The 26004-nt window shown below is 70.8% G+C and carries 18 protein-coding genes; 15 read left to right on the top strand and 3 right to left on the bottom strand.

The window, feature by feature from the left end:
• The first annotated feature begins 131 nt into the window (after window positions 1-131).
• From ACIBJC_RS31015 to ACIBJC_RS30995, 5 genes are all read left to right on the top strand, one after another.
• Window positions 132-1022, top strand: a complete 891-nt coding sequence (locus tag ACIBJC_RS31015) for an MHYT domain-containing protein (protein ID WP_399298148.1) — start codon at window positions 132-134, stop codon at window positions 1020-1022.
• A gap of 86 nt (window positions 1023-1108) precedes the next feature.
• Window positions 1109-3235 carry an excinuclease ABC subunit UvrB gene (gene uvrB, locus ACIBJC_RS31010; protein WP_399298146.1) on the top strand — a complete coding sequence of 709 codons (2127 nt, stop codon included), beginning with the start codon at window positions 1109-1111 and terminating at the stop codon, window positions 3233-3235.
• A 191-nt stretch (window positions 3236-3426) separates the two neighbouring features.
• Window positions 3427-3993: a TerD family protein gene (locus ACIBJC_RS31005; protein WP_329826330.1), complete on the top strand. Its 567-nt coding sequence runs from the start codon at window positions 3427-3429 to the stop codon at window positions 3991-3993.
• A gap of 291 nt (window positions 3994-4284) precedes the next feature.
• Complete coding sequence (locus ACIBJC_RS31000) at window positions 4285-6210, top strand: TerD family protein (RefSeq protein WP_399298234.1); 1926 nt, start codon at window positions 4285-4287, stop codon at window positions 6208-6210.
• Window positions 6211-6463: 253 nt separating this feature from the next.
• A complete protein-coding gene (locus ACIBJC_RS30995; RefSeq protein WP_399298144.1) occupies window positions 6464-7462 on the top strand; it encodes a TerC/Alx family metal homeostasis membrane protein in 999 nt (332 codons plus the stop codon).
• A gap of 104 nt (window positions 7463-7566) precedes the next feature.
• Here the strand turns inward: ACIBJC_RS30995 and ACIBJC_RS30990 are convergent, their stop codons facing one another.
• A complete protein-coding gene (locus tag ACIBJC_RS30990) occupies window positions 7567-8220 on the bottom strand; it encodes an MBL fold metallo-hydrolase (protein WP_399298142.1) in 654 nt (217 codons plus the stop codon).
• A gap of 271 nt (window positions 8221-8491) precedes the next feature.
• Window positions 8492-9178, bottom strand: a complete 687-nt coding sequence (locus tag ACIBJC_RS30985) for a maleylpyruvate isomerase family mycothiol-dependent enzyme (RefSeq protein ID WP_399298140.1) — start codon at window positions 9176-9178, stop codon at window positions 8492-8494.
• A 229-nt stretch (window positions 9179-9407) separates the two neighbouring features.
• Here ACIBJC_RS30985 and uvrA point away from each other — a divergent pair, with 229 nt between their 5' ends.
• Entirely contained in the window at window positions 9408-12440 is a 3033-nt protein-coding gene (gene uvrA / locus ACIBJC_RS30980; RefSeq protein WP_399298138.1) for an excinuclease ABC subunit UvrA, read from the top strand.
• Between the two features lie 86 nt (window positions 12441-12526).
• On the opposite strand, the gene ACIBJC_RS30975 is transcribed toward uvrA, so the two are convergent.
• Window positions 12527-13756 carry a cytochrome P450 gene (locus ACIBJC_RS30975; RefSeq protein WP_399298136.1) on the bottom strand — a complete coding sequence of 410 codons (1230 nt, stop codon included), beginning with the start codon at window positions 13754-13756 and terminating at the stop codon, window positions 12527-12529.
• A gap of 224 nt (window positions 13757-13980) precedes the next feature.
• Here ACIBJC_RS30975 and ACIBJC_RS30970 point away from each other — a divergent pair, with 224 nt between their 5' ends.
• From ACIBJC_RS30970 to ACIBJC_RS30930, 9 genes are all read left to right on the top strand, one after another.
• The gene (locus ACIBJC_RS30970) at window positions 13981-14574 is read left to right on the top strand and encodes a MarR family winged helix-turn-helix transcriptional regulator (RefSeq protein ID WP_399298134.1); all 594 of its coding nucleotides are present in this window, start codon (window positions 13981-13983) and stop codon (window positions 14572-14574) included.
• Window positions 14575-14690: 116 nt separating this feature from the next.
• Window positions 14691-15119: a Rieske (2Fe-2S) protein gene (locus ACIBJC_RS30965; protein WP_399298132.1), complete on the top strand. Its 429-nt coding sequence runs from the start codon at window positions 14691-14693 to the stop codon at window positions 15117-15119.
• Between the two features lie 153 nt (window positions 15120-15272).
• Window positions 15273-17393, top strand: coding sequence for an excinuclease ABC subunit UvrC (gene uvrC / locus ACIBJC_RS30960; protein WP_399298130.1), 2121 nt, complete (start codon window positions 15273-15275; stop codon window positions 17391-17393).
• Entirely contained in the window at window positions 17386-18324 is a 939-nt protein-coding gene (gene rapZ / locus ACIBJC_RS30955) for an RNase adapter RapZ (RefSeq protein ID WP_399298128.1), read from the top strand. The genes uvrC and rapZ overlap by 8 nt, the downstream gene beginning before the upstream one ends.
• Window positions 18321-19355 (top strand): uridine diphosphate-N-acetylglucosamine-binding protein YvcK, encoded by a 1035-nt coding sequence (gene yvcK, locus ACIBJC_RS30950; protein WP_399298126.1) that lies wholly within the window; start codon window positions 18321-18323, stop codon window positions 19353-19355. The genes rapZ and yvcK overlap by 4 nt, the downstream gene beginning before the upstream one ends.
• Window positions 19346-20335 carry a DNA-binding protein WhiA gene (whiA, locus tag ACIBJC_RS30945; RefSeq protein WP_329826148.1) on the top strand — a complete coding sequence of 330 codons (990 nt, stop codon included), beginning with the start codon at window positions 19346-19348 and terminating at the stop codon, window positions 20333-20335. Before yvcK ends, whiA begins: the two co-directional genes overlap by 10 nt.
• Before the next feature lie 159 nt (window positions 20336-20494).
• Complete coding sequence (locus ACIBJC_RS30940) at window positions 20495-23458, top strand: M14 family zinc carboxypeptidase (RefSeq protein WP_399298124.1); 2964 nt, start codon at window positions 20495-20497, stop codon at window positions 23456-23458.
• Window positions 23459-23650: 192 nt separating this feature from the next.
• Window positions 23651-24655, top strand: coding sequence for a type I glyceraldehyde-3-phosphate dehydrogenase (gap, locus tag ACIBJC_RS30935; protein WP_329826150.1), 1005 nt, complete (start codon window positions 23651-23653; stop codon window positions 24653-24655).
• A 135-nt stretch (window positions 24656-24790) separates the two neighbouring features.
• Window positions 24791-26002 carry a phosphoglycerate kinase gene (locus tag ACIBJC_RS30930; protein WP_399298121.1) on the top strand — a complete coding sequence of 404 codons (1212 nt, stop codon included), beginning with the start codon at window positions 24791-24793 and terminating at the stop codon, window positions 26000-26002.
• The last annotated feature ends 2 nt before the right edge of the window (window positions 26003-26004 follow it).

Below are 26004 nucleotides of genomic sequence, written 5' to 3'. Positions count from 1 at the left end.
TGGATGTGTCGGTTCGGGACGACCCCTGTCGATAAATCACCGAGTACCTGTTTGAATCCAAGCCGACCGTCCTACCCTCCCGTAACCAGCGCATCCGTACAGTGAGCAGAAGGGGCGAAGGGCAAACCAACATGCGGGGCACCATCGATGGATTCAGCTACGGTCTCGTCACACCCGTGGTGGCCTTTCTCATGGCCTGCCTCGGCTCGGCGCTGGGCCTGCGCTGCACCATGAGATGCCTGCGGACCCGGCGCGCCTGGAAACCGGGCGGGCTGGCGCTCGGCGCCGCCTCGATCGGCTCCGGTGTATGGACCATGCACTTCATCGCGATGACGGGGTTCGTCGTCATCGAGGCGCCGGTCGGCTACGACAGGCTGACGACCTTCGCCAGCCTGGTGGTGGGCATCCTCATGGTCGGCGTCGGGATCTTCATCGTGGGCTACCGCGCGTCGACCCCGATGGCCCTGCTCACCGGCGGGACCATCACCGGACTGGGCTTCGCCACCATGCACTACCTCGGCATGGCGGGGCTGCGGCTCGACGGGGGGAACATCGACTACGACACCGTGACGGTCGCCCTCTCCGTGCTGATCGCCGTCATCGCCGCCACGGGCGCCCTGTGGGTCGTCGTCTCGCGCCGGGGGTTCCTGGCCAGTCTGGCCGCCAGCCTGATCATGGGCGCCGCGTCGACCGGGATGCACTACACGGCGATGGCCGCCGTCCATGTCCATCTGGAGGACACCGCCGGCCTCGCGACCGGCGAGCGGGCCACCGAGCTGCTCGTCCCGATGCTGATCGGCCCCGCGGTCTTCCTGCTGCTGGCGAGCGTGGCGGTCGTGGTCGACCCGCTGCTGGTGACGGGCGGCGGCCGGGAGCGGCCCACGGGCTCCGCGGGCGGGCCGTGCGGACACTCCGGGGTGCCGGCGCAGCGCATCCGGCCGCGCCCGGCCTACCGTGACCCGGCCGGGAGGACCGCCGCCCGGTCCCCGCGCCGCAGCCCCCCGGACCTCCACGACTGGTGACCCCGGCCACGCCGCGCGCATGATCCACCGCGGTCCCGGGAGCCGCTCGGGACCCCACTGTCAGTGCGGGGTCGTACGGTGGATTCATGCGGCCCGTTTCCAAGATCGAACGTACGGTGGCGCCTTTCGAGGTCGTCAGCTCCTACCAGCCCAGCGGCGACCAGCCCACGGCCATCGCCGACCTGGAGCGGCGTGTGCGCGCGGGGGAGAAGGACGTCGTCCTCCTCGGCGCGACCGGCACGGGAAAGTCGGCGACCACCGCCTGGATGATCGAGAAGCTTCAGCGCCCCACCCTGGTGATGGCGCCGAACAAGACCCTCGCCGCCCAGCTCGCCAACGAATTCCGCGAGCTGCTGCCCAACAACGCCGTCGAGTACTTCGTCTCGTACTACGACTACTACCAGCCCGAGGCGTACGTCCCCCAGTCGGACACCTACATCGAGAAGGACTCCTCGGTCAACGAGGAGGTCGAGCGGCTGCGGCACTCCGCGACCAACTCCCTCCTCACCCGGCGCGACGTGGTCGTGGTCGCCTCCGTCTCCTGCATCTACGGCCTCGGCACGCCCCAGGAGTACGTGGACCGCATGGTGCCGCTGAAGGTCGGCGAGGAGCTGGACCGCGACCAGCTCCTGCGCCGCTTCGTCGACATCCAGTACACGCGCAACGACCTGGCGTTCACCCGCGGCACCTTCCGTGTCCGCGGCGACACCATCGAGATCTTCCCGGTCTACGAGGAACTGGCCGTCCGCATCGAGATGTTCGGCGACGAGATCGAGGCGCTCTCCACGCTGCACCCGCTCACCGGCGAGGTCATCAGCGACGACGAGGAGCTGTACATCTTCCCGGCCAGCCACTACGTGGCGGGACCCGAGCGCATGGAGAAGGCGGTCAACGGCATCGAGCGGGAGCTGGAGACGCGCCTGGCCGAGCTGGACAAGCAGGGCAAGCTCCTGGAGTCCCAGCGCTTGCGGATGCGGACGACGTACGACATCGAGATGATGCGCCAGATCGGCTCCTGCTCCGGTATCGAGAACTACTCGATGCACTTCGACGACCGGGGCCCCGGCAGCGCGCCCAACACCCTCCTCGACTACTTCCCCGAGGATTTCCTGCTGGTCATCGACGAGTCGCATGTCACCGTGCCGCAGATCGGCGCGATGTACGAGGGCGACGCGTCCCGCAAGCGCACCCTGGTCGACCACGGGTTCCGGCTCCCGTCCGCGCTCGACAACCGGCCGCTGAAGTGGGAGGAGTTCCAGGAGCGGATCGACCAGACGGTCTACCTCTCGGCCACGCCCGGCGCGTACGAACTCTCCCGCTCCGACGGGTTCGTGGAACAGATCATCCGCCCCACCGGACTCGTCGACCCGGAGGTCGTCGTCAAGCCCACCGAGGGCCAGATCGACGACCTGGTGCACGAGATCCGCGAGCGCACCGCGAAGGACGAGCGCGTCCTGGTGACCACCCTCACCAAGAAGATGGCGGAGGACCTCACCGACTACTTCCTGGAGCTGGGCATCCAGGTGCGGTATCTGCACAGCGACGTGGACACGCTCCGCCGCGTCGAGCTGCTGCGCGAGCTGCGCGCCGGGGAGTACGACGTCCTCGTCGGCATCAACCTGCTGCGTGAGGGGCTCGACCTGCCGGAGGTCTCCCTCGTGGCGATCCTCGACGCCGACAAGCAGGGCTTCCTGCGCTCCGGCACCTCGCTCATCCAGACCATCGGCCGGGCGGCGCGCAACGTGTCCGGCCAGGTCCACATGTACGCGGACAAGGTCACCCCGGCGATGGAGAAGGCCATCGACGAGACGAACCGCCGCCGGGAGAAGCAGACCGCGTACAACACCGAGCGCGGTATCGACCCGCAGCCGCTCCGCAAGAAGATCAACGACATCGTCGCGACCATCGCGCGCGAGGAGGTCGACACCGAGGCCCTGCTCGGCACGGGGTTCCGGCAGTCCAAGGACGGCAAGGCGAAGGCACCGGTGCCCTCGCTCGGCGCGCAGCCGGCGAAGCGCGGCAAGGCGGGCGCCACCGGCGCGGTGGTCACCGACCGGCCCGCCGCCGAACTCGCCGGAATCATCGAGGAGATGACCGAGCGGATGCGGGCGGCGGCGGCCGAGCTGCAGTTCGAGATCGCCGCCCGGCTCCGCGACGAAGTGGGCGAACTGAAGAAGGAATTGCGGCAGATGAGGGAGGCGGGACTCGCCTGACACGCCGGACACCTGGTGTGTTGCAAGACCGACACAAAAACGGTCCAAGCCTCCTGCGCCGTCCGGGTGACTGCGTAGGGTGCCGCGTACGCGTAACCGTATTCGGACGGTTGCGGGGGAAACCATTCGAGAGGGGACAGCGCGTGGTGGACGTATCCAAGGGCGGCGCGCCCGGGGGCCCTGGGGTCAATCTGACCAAGGGACAGGCCATCAGCCTGCAGAAGAAGGACGGCGGCTCGCTGACCGCGGTGCGCATGGGCCTCGGCTGGCAGGCCGCCCCGCGCCGCGGTCTGTTCGGCTCCCGTACGCGCGAGATCGACCTGGACGCCTCGGCGGTGCTCTTCGCCGACAAGCAGCCGGTCGACGTGGTCTTCTTCCGCCACCTCGTCAGCGACGACGGCTCGGTCCGGCACACCGGGGACAATCTGGTCGGCGGCGCGGGACAGGGCGGCGACGACGAGGCGGTCCTCGTCGATCTGGCGCGGGTGCCGGTCCACATCGACCAGATCGTCTTCACGGTGAACTCGTTCACCGGCCAGACGTTCCAGGAGGTTCAGAACGCCTTCTGCCGCATCGTCGACGAGACCAACGGCCAGGAACTGGCGCGCTACACGCTCGACGGCGGCGGGCAGTACACCGCCCAGATCATGGCGAAGGTCCACCGGGTGGGCGCCGGCTGGCAGATGACGGCCCTCGGCAACCCGGCCAACGGCCGTACGTTCCAGGACCTGATGCCGTCGATCCTGCCGCACCTGTGACCACGACGGGTCCCGCGACCATGGCGGGCCCTGTGACCACGACGGATCCGTGACCACTGCGGATCCGTGATCATGACGGATCCGTGACCACGGCGGACCGCCGACGTACGCGCAGCTCCCGGAGGCCCGGCATCGTCCGGGCCGCCGGGGGCTGCGCGGCTGCTCCGGCGTACCCGAAGGGCGCTTCGAAGGGCGCGTCCGGGGATCCGCGCCGGACGTACGGGCCCGAGGACCGCGCCCGTACCACCCACACCTGAAGAACGACGCGTGACCGACGAGGGGACAGAGGCGATGACGGCCGAGCTGGTCCGGGGGCAGAACCACCCCTTGCCCCACACTCGACTGGAGATCCGGGTGACGGCCGGCGCCCCGGTGATGGCCTGTGCCACGCTGGGCGACGCCCAGGGCGCCGTACGCGGCCCCGAGTGGATCGTCCACCCCGGCTCGCCCCGCCTCCCCGGCATCGAGGTGTCCCGCCAGGCCGCGGTCTCGCTCCGCTTCCACATCGATCTGGGAGCCCTGTCCGAGCAGGCGCACCTCGTGCAGGTGCTGCTCGCGCTCCCCGAGGGCGTCGGCGGCCCCGACCGGTTCGGCGCCACCGCGGCGCCCTTCGCCGCCGTCACCGCGACCGACGGCACCGAGATCGCCAGCTTCACCCTCACCGGACTGGACACCGAGTCCGCCGTGGTGGCGCTGGAGCTCTACCGCCGCCAGGGCGCCTGGAAGGTCCGCGCCGTCGGCCAGGGGTACGCGGGCGGCCTCGCGGAGCTCCTCGGCGACCGTGGTTTGCCGCAGGCCGCGGGGTTCGCCGCAGCCGTCCAGGAGGCCGTGGCCCGGCATCTCGCCGGCGCCGTACAAACCCCCCTCACCCCTGGCGGCGAGAGCCGTCCGCCGTCCGCCGCCCCGCAGCCGCACCCCACCGACCCGCCCGCCGTACCCGGAGGAGCAGCCGCACCCGCTTCGGGCGGCACGGGCGGTACGGGAGGCGCCGCCGGCGCGGTCAACTACACGCATCCGGGCCGTGGGACCGCCGCGCCGCCCACCCCGCCACCGGCCGCGCCGCCCACCCCGCCGGGACAGCCGCCCCGACCGGTCGCCGGGGACGCCACGGGCTGGTCCCTGGACGAGCGCCTCTACAACCAGGTCTGGGGGATGTTCGAGGACCTGGCCCGCACCGTGGCCGCCTACCGCAGCGCCATGGACTTCGCGGAGTCCCGGATGGACCAGGAGCTCGACCGCGTCCTCTCCGACCCCCGGCAGCGCATCGGCGGCGCGGGTGACGCCGCCCGCGCGGCGGCCCGCGCCAAGCACGACGGGCTCGCCGCCCAGGCCCGCGAGGTCCTCGACCGCGACCTCACCCAACTTGCCGCGGAGTGCGAGGTGGTCGAGCCCGCGCTGCCGCCCGCGTACGCCCGCTGGGACAGCCCCGTCTGGCACGCCTACCGCGTCCCGATGGAGATCCCGATGGCGCTGCGCCTCGGTGACGTCCATCTGCCCGAGCGCCCCGATCTGCGGATCCCGATGCTCGTCCGGCTGCCGCTGGAGCGCGGGCTGTGGATCGACAGCGGCAGGACCGGCTCCGACGCCGCCCTGATGATGGACGACGCGCGGCTCCGCGGAGCGGCCATGGACACCGCGGTGACCCTCGCCGCCCGGCTCCTCGCGGTCCATCCGCCCGGCGAGTTCACCGTCCAGGTGATCGACCCGGCCGGTTCCGCCGCTGTCCCGCTCGCCCCGCTGGTCACGTCCGGCGTGCTCGACCAACCGCCCGCCGCCGGAGCCGGGGGAGTCTCCGCAGTCCTCGCGCGCCTCACCCAGCGGGTGGACCTCGTCCAGATGGCGGTACGGGGCGGGGCCGCCGAGTCACTGCCGCCGGACCTGGACACCGCCGAGCAGCTTCTGATCGTCAACGATTTCCCGCACGGCTTCGACGACCGCGCCGTGACCCAGCTCCGCTACCTCGCCGACGAGGGCCCGGCGGTCGGCGTGCATCTGCTGATGGTCGCGAACCGCGAGGACGCGAGCGCGTACGGACCGGTCCTCGACCCGCTCTGGCGCTCGCTGCTCCGGATCAGCCCGGTGCCCGACGACCATCTCGCCGACCCCTGGGTCGGCCACGCCTGGACGTACGAGCCCCCGGCGGTCCCGCCGGGCAGCCGGGTGCTGCGCCGGGTGCTGGATCAGGTCGCGGAGGCCCGGCGGACGGGAGGACGCTGACCGGCGTCCAGCCGGGGGAGAGGGCCCCGAGCAGCACACTTGAAGATCACTTGGAGCTCTCTTTACCTTTCCTTGGTCTTTCCTGTACTGTTCCTGGCAGCGGAGGGGAGTACTCCCACATCGCGACGTGCCCGTCAATACGGACCGCCATCGGTCCCGGGGCGTCGGCCCGTGGAGCGGCAGTGCCGCCCGGGTGGAAGAGACCTCCGGCAGCGACGACGCTGATCAGTAGCCGTACGAAGCCGGAGGAACAGTGGACGTCTCCATGAACCTGTGGGTGCTGACCATTCTTGGTCTCAGCGCCCTCATCGCCGTCGATTTCTTCATCGGGCGCAAGCCCCATGACGTGTCGACGAAGGAAGCCGGCATATGGACGATCGTCTGGATCGCCCTCGCCGCGTTGTTCGGTGTCGGCCTGCTGTGGTTCGGCTCGGCCCAGGCGTCCGGTGAGTTCTTCGCCGGGTTCGTCACCGAGAAGTCGCTCAGTGTCGACAATCTCTTCGTCTTCATCCTGATCATGGCGAAGTTCTCGGTGCCCTCACACCTCCAGCAGCGCGTGCTGCTCATCGGTGTGCTGATAGCGCTGGTGCTCCGCGCGATCTTCATCGCGGCGGGCGCCGCGATCATCTCCAGCTTCTCGTGGGTCTTCTTCATCTTCGGCGCGTTCCTGATCTACACCGCCTGGAAGCTCATCCAGGAGGCGCGCTCGGACGACGACGAGGAGGAGTGGGAGGAGAACCGTCTCCTCAAGTCCGTCGAGGAGCGCTTCGGGGTCGCTGACCGCTACCACGGCACGAAGCTCTTCATCCGTCAGAACGGCAAGCGGATCCTGACCCCGCTCATGGTGGTCATGCTCGCCATCGGCACCACCGATGTGCTGTTCGCGCTGGACTCCATCCCCGCGATCTTCGGCCTGACCCAGGACCCGTACATCGTCTTCACGGCCAACGCCTTCGCCCTGATGGGGCTGCGCCAGCTCTACTTCCTCCTCGGCGGTCTGCTGAAGAAGCTGGTGCACCTCAGCTACGGCCTGTCGGCCATCCTGGGCTTCATCGGCGTGAAGCTCGTGCTGCACGCCCTGCACGAGCTCGGGGTGCACGTCCCCGTGATCTCCATCCCGGTCTCGCTGGGCGTCATCTGCGGTGTCCTGATCATCACCACGATCACCAGCCTCATCGCCTCCAAGAAGCAGGCGGAGCGCGAGGCCGCCGAGGCGGGCGACGGCAAGGCGAAGGACAGCATAGAAGCCTGATCCCGCGCGTCGGCGCGGCAGCGGGGCGGGTGGCGATACTGCCACCCGCCCCGCTCACTGCTGTGTACGGTGCGCCCCGCCCCGCGCCGGGGCGCCGCCTGCGGCTACCAGCCCCGCGCCCGCCACTCCGCGAGATGCGGGCGCTCCGCGCCCAGGGTGGAGTCGTCGCCGTGGCCGGGGTAGATCCAGGTCTCGTCGGACAGCTTCCCGAAGATCTTCGTTTCGAGGCCGTCCATCAACGAGGCGAAGTCCGCCGGCTCCGCGGTCCTGCCGGGGCCGCCGGGGAAGAGGCAGTCGCCGGTGAAGACATGCGCGTGGTCGTGCGGGTCGTCGTACACGAGGGCGATCGAGCCCGGGGTGTGCCCCACGAGATGGACGGCGGTGAGCGTGATCTCGCCGACCCGGACCGTGGCCCCGTCGTCGACGAGCACATCGGTCGGTACGGGGATGCCCTCCGCGTCGTACCGGCCCGCGTACGTCCGCGCCCCGGTGGCCGCCACGACCTCCGCGAGGGCCTGCCAGTGGTCGCCGTGCCGGTGGGTGGTGACGACGGAGGTGATGCCCCCGTCACCCACCAGCGTCAGCAGGGTCGCGGCATCGTTGGCCGCGTCGATCAGGAGCTGCTCGCCGGTGGCCCGGCAGCGCAGCAGATAGGCGTTGTTCTCCATCGGCCCGACGGCGACCTTGGAGATCATCAGGGCGGGCAGTTCATGCACGTCCGCCGGTCCGCCGACCGTCACGGTTCCGCTGTATGTCATACGGATCACCCTAGGGCCCGGCGGGCGGTGTCGGACAGGATCTGGGCCTGGGCAGGATCTGAGTCCGGGCCCGGGCCTGGGTCGGGACCTGGACCTAGACGAGTCATTCCGAAGTAGCGTCGTCCGCCCCTTGGGGCGGGCGGGGAGGTGTCAGGTGCGTGCAGCCGCAAGGCGGAGGAGGGAAGCGACGCGGAGCGTCGTTGACCGACGACAACGCCGCGGATGTGCGTGCATGGCACCTCCCCGCAGACGGGACTTCGGAATGACTCGTCTAGAGCGGCGGCAGTACGGGCAGGGCGCCGGCCGGGCAGGTCAGGGCCGCGCCGTCGCGGCGGCCCGCGAGCCAGCCCATCAGCTCCGGAGCCGGGCCGGTCACGGGGAGCGGGGTGCCCTCCTGGCGCCCGGTGCGCCAGCGGCGTCCGTCCGGCGTGCTCAGGGCCAGCGGCGGAACCTCGGCATGGCCGGCGAAGCGCTCCACCAGGAAGTCGGTCTCCCGCTCGGTGAACTCCTCGGGCAGGTCTTCGAGCGCCCGGCCGAGACCCAGGTCGACATGGTGCAGCTCGACCTCGCCCAGCCGCCGGAACGGCACCCGGGCCGCCACGTCCGTGACGCCGTTGCGCATCGTGATCACGCGCGTCCAGTCGGCGGGGCCCTCGGCGGCCCGCAGGAAGCGGTCGCCCGAGTCCCGTACGTCGGCGAGCTGGACGGCGAGCGGCCTCGGGGCGTCCCGCCCGATGTCCGCGTCCCGGGTCGCGGCGTCCCGGTACATGGGCCGGCCTTCGAGGACATTGACCAGTGCGTCCGCGTTCCTGGCGATATGCGCCAGGACGTGACCGCGGCTCCACTCCGGGAGCCGTGACGGCGCGGCGAGCGCCGCGTTGTCCAGTGCGGCGGCTGCGCTGAGGAGCCGTTCGGTCGCTTCGCGTACTGCTTCCAGGTCGCGCACGTGGTCGATCATGGCGCCGACGATAGCGTCGCCACTCGATCGGGTGAAGACGGCCGAGACCCGCCGTAAATCGAATGCGCGTGCTATAAGCTCGGTAGAGGCATCCTGGCCAAGAGGAATCCCCGCGTGGCACGACCGCGCCCGGTGTTCCGTATCTCGCAGAATTCACCGTTTTGGCGGCCCCCCGTACCCTGGGTCGGGGGCTCAGCCCCTGCTTCTCTCCAGAAAGGTGCGGACCGGCGTGGCCGACCGTCTCATCGTCCGTGGCGCGCGCGAGCACAATCTCAAGAACGTCTCGCTCGACCTGCCCCGTGACTCACTCATCGTCTTCACCGGGCTCTCGGGATCGGGTAAGTCCTCCCTCGCGTTCGACACGATCTTCGCCGAGGGGCAGCGCCGGTACGTGGAGTCGCTCTCCTCGTACGCCCGGCAGTTCCTCGGCCAGATGGACAAGCCGGACGTCGACTTCATCGAGGGTCTCTCCCCGGCCGTCTCCATCGACCAGAAGTCGACCTCGCGCAACCCGCGCTCGACGGTCGGCACGATCACCGAGGTCTACGACTACCTCCGGCTGCTCTTCGCCCGGATCGGCAAGCCGCACTGCCCCGAGTGCTCCCGGCCGATCTCCCGGCAGTCGCCGCAGGCCATCGTGGACCGGGTGCTCGAACTGCCCGAGGGCAGCCGCTTCCAGGTCCTCTCCCCGCTCGTGCGTGAGCGCAAGGGCGAGTTCGTGGACCTCTTCGCGGACCTCCAGACCAAGGGGTACAGCAGGGCCAGGGTCGACGGGCGGACGATCCAGCTCACCGAGCCGCCCACGCTCAAGAAGCAGGAGAAGCACACCATCGAGGTGGTCGTCGACCGCCTCACGGTGAAGGACAGCGCCAAGCGCCGCCTGACCGACTCGGTCGAGACCGCGCTCGGGCTCTCCGGCGGCATGGTCGTGCTCGACTTCGTGGACCTCCCCGAGGACGACCCCGAGCGCGAGCGGATGTACTCGGAGCACCTGTACTGCCCGTACGACGATCTGTCCTTCGAGGAGCTGGAGCCCCGCTCCTTCTCCTTCAACTCGCCCTTCGGCGCCTGCCCCGACTGCACCGGCATCGGTACGCGCATGGAGGTCGACCCGGAGCTGATCGTCCCCGACGAGGACAAGTCCCTCGACGAGGGCGCGATCCACCCCTGGTCCCACGGCCACACCAAGGAGTACTTCGGCCGGATGATCGGCGGCCTCGCCAAGGCCGTCGGGTTCCGTACGGACATCCCCTGGGCCGGCCTGCCGCAGCGCGCCAAGAAGGCCCTGCTCCACGGCCACAAGACCCAGGTCGAGGTCCGCTACCGCAACCGGTACGGCCGGGAGCGCGCCTACACCACCCCCGCCTTCGAAGGGGCCGTCTCCTTCGTCAAGCGGCGTCACACCGAGGCCGAGAGCGACACCAGCAGGGAGCGCTTCGAGGGCTACATGCGCGAGGTGCCCTGCCCGACCTGCGAGGGCACCCGGCTCAAGCCGATCGTCCTGGCCGTCACGGTCATGGACAAGTCCATCGCCGAGGTCTCCGCCCTGTCGATCAGCGACTGCGCCGACTTCCTGGCCCGGCTCACGCTCAACGCGCGCGACAAGCAGATCGCCGAGCGGGTCCTCAAGGAGGTCAACGAACGGCTGAGGTTCCTGGTCGACGTCGGCCTCGACTATCTCTCGCTGAACCGCGCCGCGGGGACCCTCTCCGGCGGTGAGGCGCAGCGCATCCGGCTCGCCACCCAGATCGGCTCCGGTCTGGTCGGTGTGCTGTACGTGCTGGACGAGCCGTCCATCGGACTGCACCAGCGGGACAACCACCGGCTGATCGAGACCCTGGTCCGGCTGCGCGACATGGGCAACACCCTGATCGTCGTGGAGCACGACGAGGACACGATCAAGGTGGCCGACTGGGTGGTCGACATCGGCCCCGGCGCGGGCGAGCACGGCGGCAAGGTCGTGCACTCGGGGCCGTTGAAGGGGATGCTGGCCAACAAGGAGTCGGTGACCGGCCAATACCTCTCGGGCAAGCGGGTCATCCCGACCCCGGACGTGCGCCGGCCCGTCGCCCCGGGACGGCGGCTCACGGTGCACGGCGCCCGGGAGAACAACCTCCGGGACATCGACGTGTCGTTCCCGCTGGGCGTGTTCACGGCGGTCACCGGTGTCTCGGGCTCCGGCAAGTCGACGCTGGTCAACGACATCCTGTACACGCATCTCGCGCGTGAGCTGAACGGCGCGAAGTCGGTGCCCGGACGGCACACCCGGGTCGACGGTGACGATCTGGTCGACAAGGTCGTCCATGTCGACCAGTCGCCCATCGGCCGTACGCCCCGCTCCAACCCGGCCACGTACACCGGCGTCTTCGACCATGTCCGCAGGCTCTTCGCGGAGACGATGGAGGCGAAGGTCCGCGGCTACCTCCCGGGCCGTTTCTCCTTCAACGTCAAGGGCGGTCGCTGCGAGAACTGCTCGGGCGACGGCACGATCAAGATCGAGATGAACTTCCTGCCGGACGTCTACGTCCCCTGCGAGGTCTGCCACGGCGACCGCTACAACCGGGAGACGCTGGAGGTCCACTACAAGGGCAAGTCCATCGCCGAGGTGCTGAACATGCCGATCGAGGAGGCGCTGGACTTCTTCGAGGCCGTGCCGACGATCTCGCGCCACCTCAAGACCCTCAACGAGGTCGGCCTCGGCTATGTCCGGCTCGGTCAGTCCGCGCCGACCCTCTCCGGCGGTGAGGCGCAGCGGGTGAAGCTGTCGAGCGAACTGCAGAAGCGTTCCACGGGCCGTACGGTCTACGTCCTGGACGAGCCCACGACGGGTCTGCACTTCGAGGACATCAGCAAGCTGATCACCGTGCTCTCGGGTCTGGTCGAGAAGGGCAACACGGTGATCGTCATCGAGCACAACCTGGACGTCATCAAGACGGCGGACTGGGTGGTGGACATGGGCCCCGAGGGGGGCAACGGCGGCGGGCTGGTCATCGCGGAGGGCACCCCGGAGCAGGTGGCAGGGGTCCCGGCCAGCCACACCGGCAAGTTCCTGCGGGAGATCCTGGACGCCGAGCGGATCAGCGACGCGTCGGCCCCGGCGACGAAGGCCCCGGCGAGGAAGACGGCCGCGAAGAAGGCGACGCCCGCCAAGAAGACGGCCACAGCCAAGACGGCCACAGCCAAGACTACGGCGGCCAAGACGACAGCGGCGGCCAAGAAGGCGCCGGCCAAGAAGTCCGCCACCGGCTCGCGCCGCTCCTGACGGGCGGTCCGCCGGCCGGCCGGTGACGGGCGGCGGAGGCGCCGGCCGAGCCGCGCCCCCGTCCCCCGTCACCGGCCGGCCGGCCCTCACCAGGCGACGGGCAGTTCGTGGACGCCGTACACGAGCATGTCCTCCTTGAAGCGGATCTCGCTGTCGGGGACGGTGGTGCGCAGACCGGGGAAGCGCCGCAGCAGCGCCGGATAGGCGAGTTGCAGCTCGGCGCGGGCCAGGTTCTGGCCCAGGCACTGGTGGGTGCCGTGGCCGAACGCGATGTGGCGCCGTACCCCCACGCGGTCGATGTCGAGCCGGTCCGGGTCGGGGAAGACGGTCCCGTCCCGGTTCCCGGCGTCGTTGGCCAGGACGACACCCTCGCCCGCGCGGACGAGCGTGCCCGCGATCTCCACGTCCTCGGTGGCCACGCGGCGGCGCCCGCTGTGGGTGATGGTGAGGTAGCGCAGCAGCTCCTCCACGGCGTTGGCCACACGGGCGGGGTCGTCGCTGTCCCGGACCGTGGCGAGCTGTTCGGGGTGGTGGAGCAGGGCGAGGGCGCCCAGGGCGGTCATGTTCGCGGTGGTCTCGTGCCCGGCGGCGAGCAGCAGGACCGCGTTCTCGACGAGCTGCGCCCGGTCGAGCTCACCGGTGCGTACCCGCTCCACGACCAGAGTGCTGAGCAGATCATCGGCCGGATCGCGGTCCTTGACGGTGATCAGGTCGTCGAGATACCCGGCGAGCTCCCCGGCGGCGGCCCTGGCCTGTTCCGGTGTGCTGTCGAGCGTGACCAGGGTGCGCGCGGCGCGCTGGAAGAGGGCGTGATCCCCGTGGGGGACCCCGAGGAGTTCGCCGATGACGAGCGAGGGCATGGGCAGGGCGAACGCGCTGACCAGGTCGGCCGGCGGACCGGCCGCTTCCATGGCGTCCAGCAGGTGGTCGATGACCTCCTGGATACGGGGCTTCATGGTCGCGACGCGTTTGACGGTGAAGTGGGCGGTGAACATGCGCCGCGTGTGGTGGTGCTCGGGGTCGTCCTGGACGAGGAAGGGCAGGTGCGCGGGGTCGCGCCGGGCGTGGACACCCGCGCTCTGGACGGGGTGGCCCGGCCGGGTGACGTCCGCGCTGAACCGCGGGTCGGCGAGCACGGCGCGCTGGTCCTCGTAACGGGTGAGGAGCCAGGCCACGGCGCCGTTCCACAGCCGGATCGGGGAGACGGGCGCTTCCTCACGCAGCTCCGCGTACTGCGGCGGCGGGTCGAAGGGACAGCCGGTCGCACGGCGGTACGGAAAGGCGGGGACGGCGGCGGGAACGGCGGTCCCGGTCATGAGGCGTCCTCCGGAGCGCTGGTGCGGCACCTGTTCCGGCCGCTCCGGTCGGTCCGGTCGGTCTGGTCGATCTGGATGGTCTGGATGGGCATGGAACCCTCCTCGCGGGCCCGGGGGCGGGGCCCGCATCTCTTGGATGTTAGTTACCCGAAGTATTTTCTAGTCCGGATGCGTGTATGGGGCAAGTGCTTCTTCGGCCATCCGGAACCGGCATGATGGGGCGGATGGACGGTTCCCCTGCCCGCGAGCGCGATGCCGCTGCCCGCATCGCCGAACTGCAGGTTCTGCTGAGCGCCCTCGCGTACGACATCACCCGGCCCCGCTCCCACGAACTGCTCGTGAGCATGGCCGGAGCCCCGATCGACCGGGCGGGCGTCGCACTGCTGCGCGTGCTGGCGGACGAGCGGGAGCCGCTGCGCATCGGCCGGATCGCGGAGCGGCTGGGCGTCCGCGCCCCGCATGTCACGCGGCAGGTCAGGGAGTTGGAGCGGCAGGGTCTCGTCGTACGGGTGGAGGAGGCGGCCGACCGCAGGGCGCAGCGGGTCGCGCCCACCGGCAAGGGGTTCGACACCCTCGCACGGCTCGACCGGGCGGCCCAGGCGCTGCTCGCCCAGAACCTGGAGGGCGTGGCCGCCGACCGGATCGGTCACGCGATCGAGGTGCTGCGCCGGATCTCCGGCGCCCGTCGCCAGGGCGAGCTGTCCGGGGGCGGAGGAGGAACGGTGAGCGGCGGAGGGCCGGGAAGCCGCGGAACGTCGGGGGCGGCGGACGCCCGAGGAGTGCCGGGCAGCGCCGGGAGACCGTACGACGGCCCCTGAACGGCCGCCGGAACGGCCCCGGTATCGTCACGTATGTCGCCGACCCCTCGTCCGGATGTCGTCGGCAGCCTGTTCGGACCCCCGGATCGTCGGACCCCCAGACCAGTGGAGACACCATGGCCGGCTCGCCCGCCCCTCGCCGTACCGTGCTGAAGGGCGCCGCGCTCGCCGGTGTCGCCGGGCTGGGAGCGGCGGCCTGCTCCACCGATTCGAAGCTCGGCCACGCCGAGACCCCCACGCCCACCACCCCGGTCGAGCTGGGCGCGGCGTCCGACGTGCCGGTCGGCGGCGCCAAGCTCTACAAGGAGGAGCGCGTCGTGGTGAGCTGCCCGGCGAAGGGGCAGTACAAGGCGTTCAGCGCGCAGTGCACCCACGCGGGCTGTCTGCTGGGCTCACTGGAGGGCACCGTGGGTGACTGCCCGTGCCACGGCAGCAAGTTCGACGTCACGACGGGCCAGGTGCTGCACGGCCCGGCCACCGTGCCGCTGTCCGAGGTGCCCGTCGCGGAGCAGGGCGGAAAGCTCGTCGCGGGCCCCAAGGCCTGAGCCGCCCTCCGGCCCCGGGGCGGGAGGCTCGGGAGGGCCGTGCCGGGACGGTTCGGGAGGGCCGCACCGGGAAGGGTCGGGACGGCCGCACCGGGACGGGTCGGGAGGCCGCGCCGAGGTCCGCTGTCGGTGCCCGACAGTAGGGTGGAGTGCATGGCCGACCCCTCCAGCTACCGCCCCAAGCCGGGACAGATCCCCGACTCGCCGGGGGTCTACAAATTCCGCGACGACCACCGCCGGGTGATCTACGTCGGGAAGGCGAAGAGCCTCCGGCAGCGGCTCGCCAGCTACTTCCAGGACCTGGCGGGTCTGCATCCGCGTACCCGCACGATGGTCACCACCGCGGCCTCCGTCGAGTGGACCGTCGTCTCCACCGAGGTCGAGGCGCTTCAGCTCGAATACTCCTGGATCAAGGAGTTCGACCCCCGCTTCAACGTCAAGTACCGCGACGACAAGAGCTATCCGTCGCTCGCCGTCACGCTCAACGAGGAGTTCCCGCGCGTCCAGGTGATGCGGGGCGCCAAGAAGAAGGGCGTGCGCTACTTCGGCCCGTACGGACACGCCTGGGCCATCCGCGAGACCGTCGACCTGATGCTCCGTGTCTTTCCCGTACGGACGTGCTCCGCCGGGGTGTTCAAGAACGCGGCGCGCACCGGCCGCCCCTGCCTCCTCGGCTACATCGGCAAGTGCTCGGCGCCCTGCGTCGGCCGGGTCACCCCCGAGGAGCACCGCGAACTGGCCGAGGAGTTCTGCGACTTCATGGCCGGCCGTACCGGCACGTACATCCGCCGCCTGGAGCAGCGGATGACGGACGCGGCCGAGGAGATGGAGTACGAGCGGGCGGCCCGGCTCCGTGACGACATAGGCGCGCTGCGCCGCGCGATGGAGAAGAACGCCGTCGTGCTCGCCGACGCCACCGACGCCGATCTGATCGCGGTCGCCGAGGACGAGCTGGAGGCCGCTGTCCAGATCTTCCACGTACGCGGCGGCCGGGTCCGAGGCCAGCGCGGCTGGGTCACCGACAAGGTCGAGGCCGTGGACACCGCGGGCCTCGTCGAACACGCCCTCCAGCAGCTCTACGGGGAGGAGCGCGGCGACGCCGTCCCCAAGGAGGTGCTGGTTCCCGCGCTGCCCGCTGACCCCACCGACACCGAGGCCCTCGCCCAGTGGCTGAGCGAGCGCCGCGGCGCCCAGGTCTCGCTGCGGATCCCGCAGCGCGGCGACAAGAAGGACCTGATGGCGACCGTCGGGCGCAACGCCCAGCAGTCCCTCGTCCTGCACAAGACCAAGCGGGCCAGCGATCTCACCACCCGCTCCCGCGCCCTGGAGGAGATCTCCGAGGCGCTCGGCCTGGACAGTGCGCCGCTGCGTATCGAGTGCTACGACATCTCCCACTTCCAGGGCGACGACGTCGTGGCCTCCATGGTGGTCTTCGAGGACGGCCTCGCCCGTAAGAGCGAATACCGCCGCTTCCAGATCAAGGGCCGGGTCGGGGACACCCAGGTCTGGCACGGCGAGGGCCAGGACGACGTCCGGTCCATGCACGAGGTGATCAGCCGTCGCTTCCGCCGCTATCTCCTGGAGAAGGAGAAGACCGGGGAGTGGGCGGAACAGGCCGAACAGCAGTCCGGGGAGCAGCCGGGACCGGAGCGGTCGGGACCGGAGCAGCCGGGACAGCCGCCGTCCGGCGAGCGGCCAGGCCCCCCGCAGCCCGGGGAACAGCCGGAACCCCTGGGCGAGGACGACGGCAGGCCCAAGCGCTTCGCCTACCCGCCCCAGCTTCTGGTGGTCGACGGAGGGCAGCCCCAGGTCGCGGCGGCCAAGCGGGCCCTGGACGAGCTGGGCATCGACGACGTCGCCGTCTGCGGGCTCGCCAAGCGCCTCGAAGAGGTCTGGCTGCCCGACGAGAGCGACCCCGTGGTGCTGCCCCGCTCCAGTGAGGGCCTGTACCTGCTCCAGCGGGTACGGGACGAGGCGCACCGCTTCGCCATCACCTATCAGCGGGCGAAGCGGGCCAAACGGGTCCGGGCGAGCCCGCTGGACGAGGTCGCGGGCCTCGGCGAGTCCCGTAAACAGGCACTCATCAAGCATTTCGGCTCGGTGAAGCGGCTCCGGCAGGCGACAATCGACCAGATCTGCGAGGTGCCGGGAGTGGGCCGCAAGACGGCCGAGTCCGTCGCCGTGGCCCTGGCCGCGGCGGCTCCGGCGGCACCCGCCGTGAACACGGCGACAGGAGAGATCATGGAAGACAACGGGGGCACCACGCATGACTGAGCACGACCGGGACGGAGCAGGGCACGTGAGTACGGGCACCACGAAGGAGAACGGCGAGGCCGGCGAGGCGGCCATCCCCGAGCTGGTGATCATCTCCGGCATGTCGGGCGCGGGCCGCAGTACCGCGGCGAAGTGCCTGGAGGACCTCGGCTGGTTCGTCGTGGACAACCTGCCGCCCGCGCTGATCCCCACCATGGTGGAGCTGGGCGCCCGCTCGCAGGGCAATGTGGCACGGATCGCGGTCGTCGTGGACGTCCGCGGCCGGCGCTTCTTCGACAACCTCCGCGAGTCGCTGGCGGACCTCGACGCGAAGGAGGTCACCCGGCGGATCGTCTTCCTGGAGTCCTCCGACGAGGCGCTGGTGCGCCGCTTCGAGTCCGTACGCCGCCCGCACCCCCTCCAGGGCGACGGCCGGATCGTCGACGGCATCGAGGCGGAGCGCGACCTGCTCAGGGAGTTGCGCGGCGACGCCGACCTCGTGATCGACACCTCCAGCCTCAACGTCCACGAGCTGCGCGCCAAGATGGACGCCCAGTTCGCCGGCGACGAGAAGCCGGAGCTGCGGGCCACCGTCATGTCGTTCGGCTACAAGTACGGCCTGCCGGTCGACGCCGACCTCGTGGTGGACTGCCGCTTCCTGCCCAATCCGCACTGGGTCCCCGAGCTGCGCCCCTTCACCGGGCTCAACGACGAGGTCTCCGCGTACGTCTTCAACCAGCCGGGCGCCAAGGAGTTCCTCGACCGCTACACCGAGCTGCTCCAGCTCATCGCCGCCGGATACCGGCGCGAGGGCAAGCGCTACGTGACGGTCGCCGTGGGCTGTACCGGCGGCAAGCACCGCTCGGTCGCCATGTCCGAGAAGCTCGCCGCCCGTCTCGTCTCCGAGGGCATGGAGACCGTCGTCGTCCACCGGGACATGGGGCGCGAGTGACCGGACGCACCTTCCGGATGCGCCGGCTGCGCCGGGGCATCCCCCCGCTGTCGGGGCGCGGACCGGCCGCCCAGCCCAAGGTCGTCGCGCTCGGCGGCGGCATGGGGCTCTCCGCCTCCCTCGCCGCGCTCCGCCGGATCACCGGCGACCTCACGGCGGTCGTCACGGTGGCCGACGACGGCGGCTCCAGCGGCCGGCTCCGCGATGAGCTGGGTGTCCTGCCCCCGGGCGACCTGCGCAAGGCCCTCGCCGCACTCTGCGGCGACGACGACTGGGGCCAGACCTGGGCCAGGGTGATCCAGCACCGCTTCCAGTCCCAGGGCGACCTGCACGAGCACGCGGTCGGCAATCTGCTGATCGTCGCGCTCTGGGAGCAGCTCGGCGACCATGTCCAGGCCCTGGACCTGGTCGGCAAGCTCCTCGGCGCACACGGCAGGGTGCTGCCGATGTCCGCCGTACCGCTGGAGCTCCAGGCCCTCGTACGGGGCCACGACCCGGCGCGCCCGGACGAGATCTCCACGGTGCGCGGCCAGGCGACCGTCGCGCTCACCCGCGGCGAGGTGCAGTCCGTCCACCTCGTGCCCAACGATCCGCCGGCCGTCCCGGAGGCGGTCGCCGCCGTCCTGGACGCCGACTGGGTGGTGCTCGGCCCGGGGTCCTGGTTCTCCTCCGTGATCCCGCATCTCCTGGTGCCCGAACTGCTCGACGCGCTCGTCGAGACGAAGGCCCGCCGGGTCCTCTCGCTGAACCTCGTACCGCAACCCGGCGAAACCGATGGCTTCTCACCGCAGCGTCATTTGGAGGTTTTGGGGCGACACGCCCCTAAACTCGCCTTGGACGTGGTGCTGGCCGACGAGGCCGCCGTGCCCGACAGCGATTCTCTCTCCGATGCCGCCAAACGGTTCGGTGCCGCCGTCGAGCTGGCGCCGGTGGCAGCGACCGGCAGTTCCCCCAAGCATGACCCGGAGCTGCTGGCAGCCGCGTACGACCGTATTTTTCGGATGCATGGAAGGATCGGCCCATGGCGATGACGCCAGCGGTGAAGGACGAGATCGCCCGCCTCCCCGTCACCCGGACGTGCTGCAGGAAGGCGGAGGTCTCGGCGATCCTTCGGTTCGCGGGCGGGCTGCACCTGGTGAGCGGGCGCATCGTGATCGAGGCGGAGCTGGACACCAGCATCGCCGCGCGCCGGCTCCGCAAGGACATCCTGGAGATCTTCGGACACAACTCCGAGCTCGTGGTGATGGCACCCGGCGGGCTGCGCCGCGGCAGCCGTTACGTCGTACGGGTGATTACGGGCGGCGATCAGCTCGCCCGTCAGACCGGCCTGGTCGACGGCCGGGGACGCCCGATCAGGGGGCTGCCGCCCCAGGTGGTCTCGGGGGCCACCTGTGACGCGGAGGCCGCCTGGCGCGGCGCGTTCCTGGCGCACGGCTCGCTCACGGAGCCCGGCCGCTCCTCCTCGCTGGAGGTGAGCTGCCCGGGCCCGGAGGCCGCCCTCGCGCTGGTCGGCGCGGCCCGCAGACTCCAGATCGCCGCCAAGGCGCGCGAGGTGCGCGGGGTGGACCGCGTGGTCGTACGGGACGGGGACGCGATCGGCGCGCTGCTCACCCGGCTCGGCGCGCACGAGGCGGTGCTCGCCTGGGAGGAGCGGCGGATGCGCCGCGAGGTCCGGGCCACGGCCAACCGGCTCGCCAACTTCGACGACGCGAACCTGCGCCGCTCCGCCCGCGCGGCGGTGGCCGCGGGGGCCCGGGTGCAGCGCGCGCTGGAGATCCTGGGCGAGGAGGTGCCCGAACATCTGGCCGCCGCCGGCCGGCTCCGTATGGAGCACAAGCAGGCGTCTCTGGAGGAGCTGGGCGCCCTCGCCGACCCGCCGCTGACGAAGGACGCGGTCGCGGGGCGGATCAGGCGGCTGCTGGCGATGGCCGACAAGCGGGCGCAGGACCTCGGGATTCCGGGTACGGAGTCCAATCTGAGCGAGGAGCTGGCCGACGGTCTCGTCGGGTAGGACCCGCGTTCCCGCGTTCCCGTGTACGTCTGCTGCCGGTGCCGAAAGGTGCCGGCAGCAGGTATTTTACGGCCCCTTGAGGCGCTCTTGACATGATCATGAGGCCTCGCGAGCCTGACGTCTGTCCAGGGACATGACAGTCGACGGCAAGAGGGGCACATGAGACGAAGAGCGGGATCGATCCTGGTGGCGGGCGCGCTGCTGCTGGGCGGCATGACGGCGGCCACCGCCGCCCAGGCACGGCAGGCGGCCGGCGCGCCGGCCGGGGAGGGGGCCGCCGCCGACGCGGTGAAGGTCTTCGACGCCGAGGTCACCGAGGAGCAGATACCCCTGCTCCTCGCGGCCGGCCAGGACGCCCACGAACTGAGCGAACGTGCCCCCGAGAAGGGCACGGCGAAGGTCGAGGTCTTCCTCACCGACGCCCAGGCGCGCGACCTGGAGCGGCAGGGCGTCACCGCCACGGAGCGCACGGTCTCCGACCGGTCCGCCGCCCGGCTGCGGGCCGCCGGGGACGGGGTGTTCCGCCCGTACAGCGGCGCGGGCAACCTCCAGGAGGAGATCGTCGCGACCGGGCAGGCCAACCCCCGGACAACCAAGGTCGTCTCCCTCGGCAAGACCCTGCGCGGCCAGGACATCCTCGCCCTCAAGCTCAGCAAGGGCGCGCGGACCACCAGGGACGGCGCCAAACCGTCCGTGCTGTACATGTCCAACCAGCACGCCCGGGAGTGGATCACTCCCGAGATGACCCGCCGGCTGATGCACCACTACATCGACAACTACGGCAAGGACCGGCGGATCACGAAGATCGTCGACTCCACCGAGCTGTGGTTCGTCCTCTCCTCCAACCCGGACGGCTACGACTTCACCCACGGCGCCGACAGCAACCGGCTCTGGCGCAAGAACCTCCGTGACGTCAACGGCGACGGGCAGATCACCTCCGGTGACGGCGTCGACCTCAACCGGAACTTCCCCTACAAGTGGGGTTACGACGACGAGGGCTCGTCACCGCGGCCCGCGAGCGAGACCTACCGCGGCGACGGCCCCGGCTCCGAGCCGGAGACCCGGGCGCTCGACCGGTTCCAGAAGCGCATCGGCTTCGACTACGGCATCAACTACCACTCCGCCGCCGAACTGCTGCTCTACGGCGTCGGCTGGCAGGTCGCCACCCCCACCCCCGACGACGTGCTCTACAAGGCGCTCGCGGGCACCCCGGAGAACCCGGCGGTCCCCGGCTACTACCCGCAGGTCTCCTCCGAGCTGTACACCACCAACGGCGAGGCCGACGGGCACGCCGCGAACGTCAACGGCACGATGATGTTCACCCCGGAGATGACGACCTGCCAGACCGCCTCCGCACTCGACCCGGACGACGCGTGGGAGGCCAGGGACTGCCGCTCGGGCTTCAACTTCCCCGACGACGAGAAGCTGATCCAGGACGAGTTCGCCAAGAACATCCCCTTCGCGCTCTCCGTCGCCGAGACCGCCGCCCACCCCGACCAGCCGTCCTCCTCGGTCGGCCTGACCGCCCCCGACTTCACGCCCGACCCGTTCACCACCTCGTACGCGCGCGGCACGGGCCAGGAGGTCTCCGTCACCGCCCGTAAGTCGCTGCGGAACAAGGAGCTGAAGTACCGCGTCAACGGCGGTCGCACCCAGACCGGCAAGCTCCACGCCTGGAAGGGCGGCGAGACCTACGGCGGCGAGGACAACCTTCACTTCGACGAGTACCGCGGCACGACCGCAGTCGCTCGTACGGGTGACAAGGTCGAGGTCTGGTTCACCGCGCGCACGAAGGGCGGGAAGCCCACCTCCAGCGAGCACTTCGGCTACACCGTCGCCGAACGCCCCCGCGCCGACACCCTCGTGATCGCCGAGGAGGGCGCCCCCGCCCAGCGGACGGCCGCCTACACCGACGCCCTGCGCGCGAGCGGCCGTACCGCCGCCGTCTGGGACGTCGCCACCCAGGGCGCCCCGCACCCGCTGGGCGTCCTCGGTCACTTCTCCGCCGCGGTCCACTACACCGGCGCGGCGGCCCCCGGCGGCGCCACCCAGCTCGCGCTGCGCGCCTTCCTCAACGAGGGCGGCAAACTGATCGAGGCCGGCCGGCTCGCCGGTGGCAACACCCAGATCGGCCGCGCCGCCACCAACGACTTCAGCCAGTACTACCTGGGCGCGTACGGCAGGACCGCCACCCCCGGCGCCACCGGCTTCACCGGTGCCGGCACGCTCACCGGCGCGAACGGCCCCCTGGCAGCCCTGCCCGGCAGCCCGCTGAACCCGGTGGGCGCGTACACCGTCACCTCCGAGACGCTGGACCCGGCGACGTATCCGCAGTTCAGGAGCGCCCAGGCGGGCTCGTACGCGGGCATCTCCAACCCGTACGCCCCCTACGCGGGCCAGTGGATGGCCGCCACCACCCACCAGGACAACGCCTGGCGCCGCCTCACCCGCACCGTCGACCTCACCGGTGTCAGCGCCGCCGACCGGCCCGAGCTGCGCCTCGCGCTCAACTGGAACACCGAGGAGGGGTACGACCACGCCCTCCTGGAGGCCCGCACCAGCGGCGGTGAGGACTGGACCACCCTGCCCGAGGCCGGCGGCGCGAGCAGCGCGGCCGTACCCACCGAGTGCGACGCGGGCTTCTTCCTCCAGGGCCACCCCTTCCTCGGCCACTACCTGACCCTCGGTGCCGACGGCTGCACCGCCACCGGCACCAGCGGCGCCTGGAACAGCCTCACAGGCGCCTCCGACGGCTGGCAGCAGGTCGCCTTCGACCTGAGCGCCTACGCGGGGACGAAGGCCGAGCTGTCGCTGAGCTACGTCACCGACCCCGGCAGCGGCGGGCGCGGCGTCTTCGCGGACGACGCGCGTCTGGCCGTGGGCGGCGCGGAGCGGGAGACCGAGGGCTTCGAGACCTCGCTCGGCGCCTGGTCCGTACCGGGCCCGCCGGCCGGAACCCCCGCCGTCGCGGGGGACTGGGCGCGCTCCCGGACGCTCTTCGCCTCGTACGCCTCCGTCACCACGCGGGACACCGTGCTCCTCGGATTCGGCCTGGAGCACCTGACCGGCGCGGGGGAGCGCGCCGCGCTCCTGGACCGGGCGCTGCGCTCGCTCCGGCGCTGATTCCCGGGCCCGTGCCCGTACCGGCCCCTACGCGCCGGTACGGGCACGGGCCGGGCGCCGGCCGTCCGCCGGTTTCCCCGGGCACTCGATGTCACCAGCCAGGCCGTGGAGAGGTAGGGTCATAAGCGGTCGGGGACATCCCATACAACTCGCCGGCGTCGAAACCCGGCGTACCAACGAGGAGATCGGTTCGTGACGATCCGCGTAGGCATCAACGGCTTTGGCCGCATCGGTCGTAACTACTTCCGCGCGCTGCTGGAGCAGGGTGCAGACATCGAGATCGTGGCTGTCAACGACCTGGGTGACACTGCGACCACGGCGCATCTGCTGAAGTACGACACCATCCTGGGCCGACTCAAGGCCGAGGTGACCCACACCGCCGACACGATCACTGTCGACGGTCACACCATCAAGGTGCTCTCCGAGCGCAACCCGGCCGACATCCCCTGGGGTGAGCTGGGCGTCGACATCGTCATCGAGTCGACCGGCATCTTCACCAAGAAAGCCGACGCCGAGAAGCACATCGCGGGCGGCGCGAAGAAGGTCCTCATCTCGGCTCCGGCCTCGGACGAGGACATCACGATCGTGCTGGGCGTCAACGAGGACAAGTACGACGCGGCCAACCACCACATCATCTCCAACGCCTCGTGCACCACCAACTGTGTGGCGCCGATGGCCAAGGTTCTCCTGGAGAACTTCGGCGTCGTCTCGGGCCTGATGACCACGGTCCACGCGTACACCAGCGACCAGCGCCTCCAGGACTTCCCGCACAAGGACCTCCGCCGGGCCCGTGCCGCCGCCGAGAACATCATCCCGGCGAGCACCGGCGCGGCCAAGGCGCTCGGGCTGGTCATCCCGGAGCTGGCCGGCAAGCTCAACGGCATGGCGATGCGCGTCCCCGTCCCGACGGGGTCCGTCACCGACCTGGTCGTCGAGACGGAGCGCGTGGTGACCAAGGAAGAGGTCAACGCCGCCTTCCAGAAGGCCTCGCAGGGCGAGCTCAAGGGCTACCTGGACTACACCGAGGACCCGATCGTCTCCTCGGACATCGTCAACTGGCCGGCCTCCTGCACCTTCGACTCCTCCCTGACCATGGTCCAGGGCAAGAGCGTGAAGATCATCGGCTGGTACGACAACGAGTGGGGCTACTCCAACCGTCTGGTCGACCTGACCGTCTTCGTCGGCGGCCAGCTCTGATCTCAGGGCCTCTGAGTTCAGCGCCGGCAGGCGTAGGCACCTCGATATGAGTGACAGGGCTCGGTCGGCGCACATGAGGCGCTGTTCGAGCCCTGTTGGTCTGTCTGTCCAGAGATCCCAAGGAGCCCAGCACCAGTGAAGACGATCGACGAACTCCTCGCAGAAGGGGTCGCCGGCCGGCGCGTATTCGTCCGTGCCGACCTCAACGTGCCGCTCGACGGCACCACCATCACCGACGACGGCCGCATCCGCGCCGTACAGCCCACGGTCGCCAGGCTCGCCGAGGCCGGTGCCCGGGTGATCGTCGCCTCGCACCTGGGCCGCCCCAAGGGCGCCCCGGACCCCGCCTTCTCGCTCGCCTCCGCCGCCGCGCGCCTCGGGGAACTCCTCGGCGCCGAGGTGGCCTTCGCCACCGACACGGTCGGTGACTCCGCCCGGGCGACCGTCGCCGCGCTCGCCGACGGCCAGGTCGCCGTCATCGAGAACCTGCGCTTCAACGCCGGTGAGACCGCGAAGGACGACGCCGAGCGCGGCGCCTTCGCCGACCAGCTCGCCGCGCTGGCCGATCTGTACGTGGGCGACGGCTTCGGCGCCGTGCACCGCAAGCACGCCTCCGTCTACGACCTCCCGGCCCGGCTGCCGCACGCCGCGGGCGGACTCATCGCCACCGAGGTCGGCGTCCTCAAGCGCCTCACCGACGACGTGAAGCGGCCGTACGCCGTCGTCCTCGGCGGCGCCAAGGTCTCCGACAAGCTCGGCGTCATCGACCACCTGCTGGAGAAGGCCGACCGCATCCTGATCGGCGGCGGCATGGCCTACACCTTCCTGAAGGCGCAGGGCCACGAGATCGGCACCTCGCTGCTCCAGGAGGACCAGATCCCGGCCGTCCAGGGCTACCTCAAGCGGGCGAAGGAGCGCGGCGTGGAGTTCGTGCTCCCCGTCGACGTCCTGGTCGCGGACCGGTTCCCCGACCTCGGGACCAAGGCGCCCGCGCACCCCGCCACCGTGGCCGCGGACGCCATCCCGGCCGGACAGATGGGCCTGGACATCGGCCCCGAGACCGGCCGGCTGTACGCCTCGAAGCTCGCCGACGCGGAGACCGTCTTCTGGAACGGTCCCATGGGCGTCTTCGAGCACCCCGACTACGCCGAGGGCACCAAGGCCGTCGCCCAGGCGCTCGTCGACTCCCCGGGATTCTCGGTCGTCGGCGGCGGCGACTCCGCCGCGGCCGTCCGGATCCTGGGCTTCGACGAGAAGGCTTTCGGCCACATCTCGACCGGTGGCGGCGCCAGCCTCGAATACCTCGAAGGCAAGACGCTTCCCGGCCTCGCCGCACTGGAGGACTGAAC

The sequence above is a fragment of the Streptomyces sp. NPDC050509 genome, assembly GCF_044457965.1.
Classification (GTDB): Bacteria; Actinomycetota; Actinomycetes; order Streptomycetales; family Streptomycetaceae; genus Streptomyces.
Note: the sequence above shows the minus strand (reverse complement) of the source record. Positions and strands in the feature narration are given on the sequence as shown.